Origin of the sequence: Nostoc sp. FACHB-892, from assembly GCF_014698795.1 — a bacterium.
GTDB lineage: Bacteria > Cyanobacteriota > Cyanobacteriia > Cyanobacteriales > Nostocaceae > Nostoc.
The window spans coordinates 1-8,644 of record NZ_JACJTR010000102.1; the positions used below are offsets into that span (position 1 = coordinate 1).

The 8,644-nt window shown below is 43.9% G+C and carries 8 protein-coding genes and 3 pseudogenes; 2 read left to right on the forward strand and 9 right to left on the reverse strand.

Annotated elements, in window-relative coordinates:
- Positions 1-166: IS1 family transposase (locus H6G96_RS39325; RefSeq protein WP_190914621.1), on the forward strand; the 166-nt coding region annotated here is incomplete at its 5' end.
- 219 nt (positions 167-385) lie between these two features.
- On the opposite strand, the gene H6G96_RS39330 is transcribed toward H6G96_RS39325, so the two are convergent.
- The 5 genes and pseudogenes from H6G96_RS39330 to H6G96_RS39345 all read right to left on the reverse strand — a co-directional run.
- Positions 386-610 (reverse strand): hypothetical protein, encoded by a 225-nt coding sequence (locus tag H6G96_RS39330; protein WP_190919919.1) that lies wholly within the window; start codon positions 608-610, stop codon positions 386-388.
- A 38-nt stretch (positions 611-648) separates the two neighbouring features.
- A complete protein-coding gene (locus H6G96_RS39335) occupies positions 649-2,238 on the reverse strand; it encodes a GMC oxidoreductase (RefSeq protein WP_190919920.1) in 1,590 nt (529 codons plus the stop codon).
- Between the two features lie 113 nt (positions 2,239-2,351).
- Positions 2,352-2,636 (reverse strand): DUF4278 domain-containing protein, encoded by a 285-nt coding sequence (locus H6G96_RS39340; protein ID WP_242063636.1) that lies wholly within the window; start codon positions 2,634-2,636, stop codon positions 2,352-2,354.
- Between the two features lie 116 nt (positions 2,637-2,752).
- Positions 2,753-2,911: pseudogene (locus tag H6G96_RS42105) on the reverse strand (disulfide bond formation protein DsbA); the annotation flags it as partial.
- A 250-nt stretch (positions 2,912-3,161) separates the two neighbouring features.
- Positions 3,162-3,275: pseudogene (locus H6G96_RS39345) on the reverse strand (LuxR C-terminal-related transcriptional regulator); the annotation flags it as partial.
- On the opposite strand from H6G96_RS39345, the pseudogene H6G96_RS39350 reads away from it, so the two are divergent.
- Positions 3,274-4,182 (forward strand): annotated as a pseudogene (locus H6G96_RS39350) (IS66 family transposase); the annotation flags it as partial. The pseudogenes H6G96_RS39345 and H6G96_RS39350 sit on opposite strands and share 2 nt — an antisense overlap.
- A 372-nt stretch (positions 4,183-4,554) precedes the next feature.
- Here H6G96_RS39350 and H6G96_RS39355 read toward each other — a convergent pair.
- From H6G96_RS39355 to H6G96_RS39370, 4 genes are all read right to left on the reverse strand, one after another.
- On the reverse strand, positions 4,555-5,700 hold the full coding sequence (locus H6G96_RS39355; RefSeq protein ID WP_190919921.1) for an aminotransferase class V-fold PLP-dependent enzyme: 1,146 nt from the start codon (positions 5,698-5,700) through the stop codon (positions 4,555-4,557).
- Positions 5,701-5,727: 27 nt separating this feature from the next.
- Positions 5,728-7,518: an iron-containing redox enzyme family protein gene (locus H6G96_RS39360; RefSeq protein WP_190919922.1), complete on the reverse strand. Its 1,791-nt coding sequence runs from the start codon at positions 7,516-7,518 to the stop codon at positions 5,728-5,730.
- Positions 7,519-7,534: 16 nt separating this feature from the next.
- Positions 7,535-7,921, reverse strand: a complete 387-nt coding sequence (locus tag H6G96_RS39365) for an SDR family NAD(P)-dependent oxidoreductase (protein WP_242063637.1) — start codon at positions 7,919-7,921, stop codon at positions 7,535-7,537.
- A 268-nt stretch (positions 7,922-8,189) separates the two neighbouring features.
- Positions 8,190-8,644 (reverse strand): nuclear transport factor 2 family protein (locus H6G96_RS39370; protein WP_190919923.1); only part of this gene is annotated, 455 nt, incomplete at its 5' end.

The following is an 8,644-nucleotide window of genomic DNA, read 5'->3' on the forward strand; positions in this document are numbered from 1 at the left end:
AACATATATGACCAGAGTAGAAGGTGAAAATACACGTTTACGTCATTATCTGGCACGCCTACATCGCAAAACATTATGCTATTCCAAGTCAGTAGATATGCTTAAATACTCAATTCGCTTGTTACTCCATTACTTGAAGTATAGAGAAATACCTGTATTTAGTTAATTCATCCCGCATTTATGCAACGCCAGAAAATCAATTTGGCTGGTATCCTTAAAGGATAATGGTTCTTGGCAACTTTTGGTGATCTTGGCTGGGGTAGGGCAGAAGGCAGAGGGCAGAGGGCAGAAGTAAGAAAGAAGAGAATTCCAGAAATCCTTATGTTGTAAGCTTTACAGAACATCTACATGACAATCTTGGTTGGAAGTTGGATCTGAACCTTGATCACAAGTCACAAACTCCATAATGAAAGGCAAAATCTTTAAAACCCTTCTGCCTTCTGCCTCCTGCCTTCTGCCTTAAAGTGCGTAACTTTCCATCATCACCAAAAGTTGCCAAGAACCGAAAAGATTGCCGAAAATTAAAGGATAAGCTTGCCACTGGTGACAGCTTCGCTATATCTACGCCGATTTGGTGGGGGCGCTCGTCTTTGAACAGATGAAGTATCATCACCTGCTTGCAGCAAATACTAAAAATTTTTTCAAAACTTACCAAACTTTACCAAGCTTAAACTCTGGAATGATCCTTTCCAAGCATCGTTCCGCAAGTGCAGCAATAGTGAAAGATGGATTGACAGCACCAGTAGAACCTGGAATCATAGCACCGTCTACAACGTACAAACCTTTGTAACCTTTAACTCTACCGTAATAGTCACAGACCTTACCTAATACAGCACCACCCAGTGGATGTCCTGTGATTCCGTCTACTACATAAGCGGTTGAGGGTTGGTACTCACTGGTAATATTGCCTCGATTGAGAGTCTCGCAGGTACGCAAGGCAGCTTCACGTACTTTAACAATTGCCGGATTGTTGTTAGGCCAAGTTAGTTTGACACTATCAGTAGATTGATCATAATGAAAGCTGCCTAAAGCGGGGCTAATTCCTATACCTAGATGATAGAGCAATCCCTCTTGAGTTTCATTCCACTGGGGACCTGGCAATAATACTGTTGGACTCAAAGGATTGGTATAGTCTTCAATAGCAGCACTGGCAGTACCTCCTTGGCTGGGATTGGTAGGAGGTAAACCAGTTCGTAAGCCAAAAGTATCTCCATTGGCACCCCAAAACTGGCCTAAATGTTTATTGAGCCTAGGCAAATTTCCTTTAGCTTTGGCCTTGACTAATAATTTAGTTGTACCTATGGAACCAGCAGCTAAAAAAACATACTTGCTGAAGAAAGTGCGCTGACCAAGGACATTCCCACCTTCGTCAATTTGATTACAAACAACAGTATAGCCGTACCTTGGTACTTCATATATATCTGTAACTACATGCAACGGCAAGACTTGTGTGAATCCACTTTGCTCGGCTTGCAGCAGGTAGTTGCGATCTAGACTTTTCTTGCAGCCACTATTGTTACCAAACCAACACTCACCAGCGATCGCAGAAGCAACACGCTCTCCAGCAATCTCTTGACGCACTACATCCCAATCTAAAGCTACATCTACTAATTTACCTGTCAGTCCGGCGTTGGTTGCTTGTTGTAAGGCGACTCGTGCCAGACGGTAATATTCTGTGGCTAGGATATCAGAGGGAATAGGACTAGGTTGCAAAATCGAGCGCACACGGGGATAGTAAACCCGATCCATCTGTTCATAAGAAATTGCTCTCGGAAATACTCTCTCAAAATTAGCTTTTGTAGGTTGATAGGTAACTCCGTTATAGACTAGAGAGCCACCACCAACTCCTGCACCTGCATAGACATTGATTCCGTCTTCTGGCAGTAATTCCAATACACCAGTGTAAACATCGATAGGGACAGGATCACCAAAAGTAGCAACAGAACTCAGCCAAGAAGAACGACCATCGGGGGAGCGGAGTGTAGCAAAGGTATTTTGCTTTGGGGTAATTGGCCAGCGACGACCACGTTCTAAGACGATACTGTGTATTCCCGCTTGGGCTAACCTGAGTGCTGCCACTGAACCACCGAAACCACTGCCGATAATGATAGCGGTGACAGGTTCGCTCTTGACAGCCCAAGAACTAAGATTACCAATGCTGTGGCTGAAAGCATACCCTCCCAGACCCAAAGAGGCAACTTTGAGGAAACGTCTTCGGGATAAATCAAAATTATTCATTGTGTATTGCAGAAATTAATTGCAGTGAATCAGTTCAGCAAAGTTGCGGTAAGCTCGGTAGTCCTGCGGCGATCTCAGCACTGGAATTACATGAGATTCGTTCATCAGAGTCTCTATATTGAGTTGTACAAATTAAATGTGCTTTCCGGTTGAGTAACTACGCTAACTTCTTCCTGTGCAGTTTTATTCACAAAGTAGGCACTTCCTCGATACACCAATCTATAAGCTACTGGTTGTACAGGAACTTTACTCTGCTTTGTATTCGGATCGATACGATAGGGAACCCCACGGTAAGTCAAATTAGAAGGTCTTTTGTTCTGGCTTTCACGCTTCAAAGCGTCGTATTCGTAGCTAACACCGCGATATTGAAGTTTCATGGTTTCACCTTTGGGTTTCATGGATTCACCTTTTGAATGAATGTACAGCGTTTTGCAACTCTATCAAGTACAGCAATAGAAAACCAATTCAATTGTTACATGGCTGCTCTTATACAAAATTAAGTCGCAAACTGCTGTAAATAATCCTCTTTAAAAGAAACCGTAAGCTCTTGTCGAATGATTTTAATCAGCTTGTAAACGGCTGCACTTCTAGGACATTGATAATCCCCATACATCACTAACACCACGGCGGCACTTAGCACACCTTGACTGTGATCTTGGGTTGAAGCTGGCACAACTAAAGAACTGGAACTATGGTCGTGATCATCTTTCTACATCTGTGTCAAACATGGAACCTTGCGATTCACTTGCTCAATCCATTTGCATGACTGTTTGCATAAATTCAATATAGGCGATCGCCTTCAAGCTGTCGTCTATAGCAAGTTAAAATTTTTACAGTACAAATCGATAGAGTAACCGTGCTATCGCAAAGTAGAAGGCTAGCTATAACTTAAGTTAGAATCCGAATCTGATCGAAAGTACACCTTACAAACTGACAATGCCGCGTTTAACGGCAACAATTACAGCTTGGGTGCGATCGCTAACATCTAACTTATTCAAAATCCGATTGACATGAGATTTGACAGTGCCTTCACCAATGCCTTATGAAAAACAGCAGGAAATGTTGTGGGAACTGGGGCAAATCGATATTGGGCTGGGGACGTTAGTTGCAACCAATGAACGAATAACTCAAGCAATTGATCCGAGCATCACTGAGTTAAGTAATTGGCTAAAACAGACACAACCTAATATCCATGTGGATGAAACGCCTTGGTCAGTCAAGGGAGTTAAAGAATGGTTGTGGGTAATTGCCAATTCTGAATTCTGCCTTTTTACTGCGGCCGATACTCGTTCTAGAGCTGAACTAGAAGCCATTTTAGGAACTCAATATTTTGGTGTCATCAGTTCTGATGACTATAGTGTTTACAATGGCTATCAAGCTTTTGCCCAACAAAAATGTTTGGCTCATCTACGCCGTCATTTCAAAAAATTAATTCAACTTCCAGGTCTTGACAATCAAGCGATTGGCGAAGCGTTTGTTGATTTAATTGATGAAGCCTTTAAAAATTACGCTCAATGGTTTGAGACTCTTGACTCCACCAGTTACAACGATTGGGTCAATCAATTCAAATGTAAGTTACAATCTTCGCTCAATCAATGGATTGACTTAGCTGGAGCTACAGCCGGTCAGCTTTTACGTTCTTTGCGTGATAAAGCCAGCCAATGGTGGTATTTCCTTGAAAATCCTGAAGTTCCTCCTGATAATAATCAGGCCGAACGAGAGTCCTTCGGACACGCTTCGCGAACGCTGCGTTTGGCTGTGACAAAACGTAAGGTAAGTGGTGGTTCCCGTTCGATGGAGCGGTTTCAACATACTGCCAATTTGTTGACGGTGGTGCAGACTTGTCGTCGTCAAGGTCGCTCTGTGATTGATTTTTTTGCTCAATCTCTATTGGCTGGCTCTGTTAATTCTCAATCTCGCCCTTCTTTGCTTCCGCAATATTAGACCTGAATCCTTACGTTCCATCCTACATGAGTCAGCAGTTATATAATGCTGCCCTTGAACCCAAACAACTTTTATTAATTCCAAAAGGAAAACATGTCCAAATTTATCAACCTGGAAGTAACTCGTATTTACAAGCAATTCAGAAATTTATCCAAAAGATAGAGTCTCAAGAGTAAGAAATAGATCCATCGGGATGGGCTTCGACACGATTCAAAAATAGAGTTTTCTCTGAACTAATCTATAGAATATAAGTTGGGGTCTGTGGGATAATCGCTATTTTGACACCCTAATTGAGCGTAAAAAATTATCCTGCGTCCGGTTGTGGCAATCGTATAATTCATATTGTGATTCAGCAACGCCTCTGCAACGCCCTCAGTTTTTATATGTAAGTTTAATAAGGCTCTCTATAAATTGATCGCATTCTTCCTCGGTACTACATAGATGGGGAGACACTCTGATCCCAAGTTCAGAACGCGTGTCAACATCAATGCCTAACTTCGCCAGCTCCTGTGCTACAGTCAGGGGATTGTTCACTCCCAAACAAACTGTTCCCCCCCGGGTACCTAAAGTACGCGGAGTATTTACTTTAATGCCGTAAGCATCAGCAGCGGCAATAAGATAAGTGGTAAGTGATTGATTTCGCTGATAAATCTGCTCAACACCAAATTCAAGAGCAAAGCGAAGTCCAGCGCGGGAGGTATAAATAGGCTCCATCGCTGGAGTTCCTTGCTGAAACCGTCGAGCCCCAGGAGCGGGTGTAAATGTTGATTCAAATGCGGTGGGATTGGAGTGACTAAACCAACCTGGATAGATTGGTTCAAGTTGTTCTGCAAGGGATGGACGAACGTAGGCAAAGGCTAAACCTAGCCCTCCCCCCAGCCATTTGTGAGTGCCACCAACTACCACATCAGCATCAAGTGTTGTTACGTCTAACGGAATCAGACCAACAGCTTGATAGGCATCAAGAATGACGATCGCCCCTACTCTATGGGCAGCTGCAATAACCGCATTAATGTCAATGCGAGAACTATTGAGATAGGACACTAAGGATATTGCTACTACTGCTACTCGCTCGTCGATTTTTGCTACCAAAGCCTCGGCGGGAATAGATATTTTATCGACAGCCACAACTTCAGTAATTTGAAACCCTCGACGAGATTGAGCAGCCCAAAGATAGCGACAGGATGGAAAGTCTAGCTCGGAAATTATGATGCAATTCTGTTTGGCAGTCGGGTTCAAGGTAGCTGCGATCGCAGCTTGACAGGCGGTAGCGCTCGGCCCCAGTGCTACCGATCCAGATGGGGCATTGAGAAGTCGTTCGATCAGCCCGAATATTTCCTCATACCTTTCCAGCCAAACAGGTAACGCTCGTCTACCCAAGAATAGGCTTTGTTTGTACTCTTCAATATCTAAAAACGCTTCATGAGGAAGACAACCAAGACTGTGAGTTGCTAGGTAGTTCCGTTCCTTGAAGAGGGGAAATTGTTGCCGCAAAGAGCTAACTTCAATAACTGACATAAAAGTTTCCTCTTTGGTCTTTTATTTCTATGAGATCAAGCATAGTTGGTAAACACCATTGAGAAAATTCGTTAGTGCAGTGTTAGTACTGTCTGCACCTCTTTGTACAGCTTCTATCATCTCATTCGAGTCTGGTATGAGGCGGGCTAGAGTGAGAGATTCGTCGGCATGACCGAGTTCGAGTTCCTCATGCATTGTCAGCCATTCACAAGAGGAAAGCTCGACTTTTGTCCGACGAAACTCCTTGCCTACACATATATCGAACTGCTTGCCGCGAATTTCCATGATTATTGCTGCTCCCAGTCCAATGTACGGGTTTGGGTCTGAGTATACCTCTTCCATATACTGACTCAGCTCTTTTCCAGGAGCAAAAGTTGCTTCGGTTATTATCGTCGGTTGCCAGGTAGTGATCGCTGTCATGAGTTTATTAAACAGCTTTCGATGGGTGCGAGAAAAGTCTCCATCTCCCAATTCATCATTCAGCTGTTTAGTAAGAATACAACGAATTTTCTCATCATCAATTCGGGCAATAACACTAGCAAGGCGACGGGCGAAATTTTCGACGATGCCCTTCTGAACATTGGCAAGTAAAATCCAGAGATGGGGAGGATTAACTTGCTCTTCCTGCAAGCGCTGTAGGAATGGGTGGTTGGTAACGCTATTGTGTTCGTAATGCAAAACTATCTCTTCCAATGGCGAGGGAGTTTTCATAATTTTTGTCGCTCCTGCGTCTTGGGGAGGGTTAACTTTGTGCGCTTCTACAGCCAAATACAATGTTATTCGTTGCTCCTGATTTTCCCGCCGGAGTGAGGTATATTGGTGTATCCCACTTCCCTCTTCAAGAGGACGGGTTGCAAATGCTTCAATAATTGAATTGTAGCTAGAGAGTGGCAAATTGTGTTTCGTAAAATAATTATGCAAGCGGTCTCGAACTATAGCATCATTAGGAGCATAGTGAGCAATAGGTAAGTGCAAAGTTCCGCTTGAGGGAGTAACATCATCTCCTGTCACGAAGGCAAAAGCCGAAATGATTGGTTTGGCTGAGAACAAGTGAACTTCTTCTACCATTGCTTGACAAAATTCTGTTGCATCTCCTGGCACATAGTTACGAGCTATACTTAGCACCTTTTCCAAGTATTCTGGTGTTGCATCATAATGTCGTAAATAAATTTTTACTCTAGCATCCTGCCCGTGAGATAGATCGAGGGAGAAGTAACAAAATTCGTCTTTGCCTAGTTCGCGTTGGGCTGAAATTTCAGCTAAGGTTGACCAGGCACTCGTAAAGCCAAGGCGAATTAAAGTTTCTTTAATTACTGCACCAGCCTGGCTCTTACCCTGAATTTGTGGATTGAGATAGAGCTTGAATTTTGGTTCTCGCTCCGCCCAAAGACAAACACTATGCCACAGTACAAATTTTGCTTCTGAATTTTTGGGGTAAAAGATATCTTCAACTGCATAGAATCGCTCCAGGTTGACCTTGAAGACATCTACAAGCAACTGGTTAATCTGAAGCCCTGCCTGCCAATATGACTCAAGATTTGGAGAGTTACCTTGAGCTTCAAACAAAATTCGCAATTCCGGCTGATTGCCCTCAAAAGCTACTGAGAATTCAAAGGGAGTATAGTCATCTGCGATATCAGATAACCACAGCGGATAATTTTCAATAGTTTTGTTACTCCAGGGTGAAGTTAGGGATTGAAACATCTCTAGTATTTGTGGGGTTTTGGCGGTCATCCCTGCTGCATGACAGAGTGCCTCTAACTTTCCTACACCATACTCAAAATATGTTTTTCTAGTTAGTCTTTCCTGAATTATCATCAGAATATTCTCAGAATTAATTGACGTTCATAGTGCGATCATATTCAGCTTCTGTTTGCTCAATCAATGAGGGATTTTCGCCGACAGTTCCTGCATTATTAAAGGCAATATCTAACCGATAAAAAACGCCAGCCGCTTTATCAACCATTGCTTTAACATCGGCTTCTTTCGTGACATCTGCTTGCACAAAAATCGCCTCTTTGCCAGCTTCCTTAATCAATCGAACAGTTTCTTCACCTTCATCCATTCGACGACCCACCACCACCACCCTTGCTTGTTGTTGGGCATAAGCGATAACTTCGTTAAGCTTTCCTTCGGAACGCTGCGCGAACGCTAACGCGGTAGCTCTACCAATGCCCGATGTCCCTCCCGTCACTAAAGCAACCTTGTCTTTAAGCATCATGATAGTTACCTCTTGTTGTGAATGGTTATGTTACTTGCGTCAAAAACTCAATGGGCAGCAATACGTGTAGGAGCCAGCAACAAGAAGCGCCTCGATCTATAACCAGGATGAGTAACGATTCTGGTTGTAGGAGCCGGGTTTGAGCATTGCTCTAATTCACACGATGAATTCGATGCCGTACTTGGGTGCTACTGCTAAAATTCGCTCGATCCGGGAGTAGCTGGGCGGGATGGCGGGTTTGGGTATTGATGTTTGCTGGCTCCTACACTTAGTCGCGCTCGATTAGTGTGTTTGAAGGTAAGTTGGGATTGATCGCCTTACGCGCACTGTCAACGCCCACGACGGGAAGTGTACCCGGATCGAGCAAGCCGACTTGAACCAATACACTTGCCTGATCCCAGTAAATGTGTTCGTGGGCTAGTTTGCCGTCACGGAACTGGACGATCGCTACTACTGGCACTTCCACCCGTTTTCCGGTGGGGGCAACGCCAGGTAGCATCCAGTCCATCTGGATCGTATGAGTGAACGTAGACACCATTTCATCGACGAGTTGATCCGTTCCGATCGTGCGCGAGATTAGGGTCAACTCCGTGTCCGGCGGCATCTGTGGAATCAAGTATTTGGAATAAAACTCGCGCACTGCTGGTTTCCCGACTCCCCCAGTCATTACCGGGATGTGGTTAACGTAAGCATCTTCAACCATCGTAGCGACGGCATCTTCAG

Coding starts and splice junctions, on each gene's coding strand:
- H6G96_RS39365 (WP_242063637.1), bottom strand. CDS start 7,921: ATGATGCTTAAAGACAAGGTTGCTTTAGTGACGGGAGGGACATCGGGC.
- H6G96_RS39335 (WP_190919920.1), bottom strand. CDS start 2,238: ATGAATAATTTTGATTTATCCCGAAGACGTTTCCTCAAAGTTGCCTCT.
- H6G96_RS39355 (WP_190919921.1), bottom strand. CDS start 5,700: ATGTCAGTTATTGAAGTTAGCTCTTTGCGGCAACAATTTCCCCTCTTC.
- H6G96_RS39360 (WP_190919922.1), bottom strand. CDS start 7,518: ATGATAATTCAGGAAAGACTAACTAGAAAAACATATTTTGAGTATGGT.
- H6G96_RS39340 (WP_242063636.1), bottom strand. CDS start 2,636: ATGAAACCCAAAGGTGAAACCATGAAACTTCAATATCGCGGTGTTAGC.
- H6G96_RS39330 (WP_190919919.1), bottom strand. CDS start 610: ATGATACTTCATCTGTTCAAAGACGAGCGCCCCCACCAAATCGGCGTA.